The organism is Bradyrhizobium sp. PRIMUS42 (genome assembly GCF_023006515.1).
In the GTDB taxonomy this organism is placed as follows: Bacteria; Pseudomonadota; Alphaproteobacteria; order Rhizobiales; family Xanthobacteraceae; genus Bradyrhizobium.
On sequence record NZ_JALBGZ010001102.1, the window covers coordinates 1 to 1,430 of the forward strand.

General features: G+C 66.6%; 1 protein-coding gene and 2 pseudogenes. 2 read left to right on the forward strand and 1 reads right to left on the reverse strand.

From position 1 onward, the window contains the following. Together MOV75_RS38005 and MOV75_RS38010 are read left to right on the forward strand one after the other, a co-directional pair. Nucleotides 1-127 (forward strand): annotated as a pseudogene (locus MOV75_RS38005) (peptide ABC transporter ATP-binding protein); the annotation flags it as partial. Next, complete coding sequence (locus MOV75_RS38010; RefSeq protein ID WP_246932683.1) at nt 124-1,119, forward strand: ABC transporter ATP-binding protein; 996 nt, start codon at nt 124-126, stop codon at nt 1,117-1,119. The pseudogene MOV75_RS38005 and the gene MOV75_RS38010, both read left to right, overlap by 4 nt. Before the next feature lie 94 nt (nt 1,120-1,213). Here the strand turns inward: MOV75_RS38010 and MOV75_RS38015 are convergent. Further along, nucleotides 1,214-1,430, reverse strand: a pseudogene (locus MOV75_RS38015) (hypothetical protein); the annotation flags it as partial.

The window sequence follows — 1,430 nt, forward strand, 5'->3', positions numbered from 1 at the left end:
CGCCTTCGCGCCGCGCTGCAAGCTCGCGATCAAGCGCTGCGAGGCCGAATACCCGCCGCTTGCGGATTGGGGCGGCGGCCATCTCGCCGCCTGCTGGCGCGCGGAAGAAGTTGCGGAGGTGGCATGACCAAGGCACTGCTCGAGGTCACCGATCTCAGGAAGCATTACCCGGTGCGCGCCGGCGTGCTGCGGCGCCAGGTCGGCACCGTGCACTCGGTCGACGGCGTCTCGTTCTCCCTTGGTGCCGGCGAGACGCTTGGGCTCGTCGGCGAGTCCGGCTGCGGCAAGTCGACGGTAGCGCGCAGCGTGCTGAGGCTGGTGGAGCCGACCTCGGGCCAGATTCGCCTCGATGGTGAGGACATCACCCATCTGTCCAAGTCGGCACTGCGCCCTCACCGTCGCTCGATGCAGATCGTGTTTCAGGACCCGTTTGCCTCGCTCAATCCACGCATGACCGCGGGCGACATCGTCGGCGAGCCGCTCGCCGTGCACGGGCTCGCCACCGGCAAGGCGCTGGAGGCACGCGTCGTAAAGCTATTCGAGCAAGTGGGCTTGCGGCCCGACCAGATGAGCAATTTCCCGCATCAATTCTCCGGCGGCCAGCGCCAGCGCATCTGCATCGCGCGTGCGCTGGCGCTCGGGCCGCGCCTGATCGTTTGCGACGAGCCGGTCTCCGCGCTCGACGTCTCGATCCAGGCGCAGGTGATCAATCTGTTGATCGACCTGCAACGGCAGCACGGCTTCTCCTATCTCTTCATCGCGCACGACCTCGCCGTAGTCGCGCATATCAGCCACCGCGTCGCCGTGATGTATCTCGGCCGCATCGTCGAGATCGCCGGCAAGGACGAATTGTTCCGCAATCCGCGCCATCCCTACACACAGGCACTGCTCGCCTCGGTCCCGGTCGCCAATCCGCTGGCGAAGAAGCTTGCGCCATTGGTTGACGGCGACGTGCCAAGCCCGGTCAATCCTCCCTCGGGCTGTGCATTTCACACCCGCTGCCGGTTTGCGATGGAGCGTTGCAAGACGGAGCGGCCGGCGCTGTTGGATGCGGGCGACGGGCATCAGGTGGCGTGCTTGCTCAACGAGGGCACGGGGCGGAATAACGCCATCGCGTAGGGTGGGTTAGCGAAGCGTAACCCACCACCGTCTGTGGCCGCGGAAACAGACGTGGTGGACTACGCCAGCGGGCCGCGCTTCGCGAGGCCGCTGGCTAATCCACCCTACAATCCCGCAGTGAGCTGATCACCGGCCAGGCCGCCAGCGCAGCGGCGAGATGCTTGAGCGTATGGCCCGAGACAATGTGTCCGGTCGCTTCGAAAATGACCGCGTCGCCGAGTTCGAAGAGCTTGGCCAGCACATAGAAGAGGATCACGCCGCCGAGCGGCACGCCGAGCGCGCCGGAGCGGGGCCGCGTCAACGCCAGGCCC

What these genes read in the sequence shown, in the direction of transcription:
- MOV75_RS38010 (WP_246932683.1), top strand. Translation starts at nt 124, where the DNA reads ATGACCAAGGCACTGCTCGAGGTCACCGATCTCAGGAAGCATTACCCG.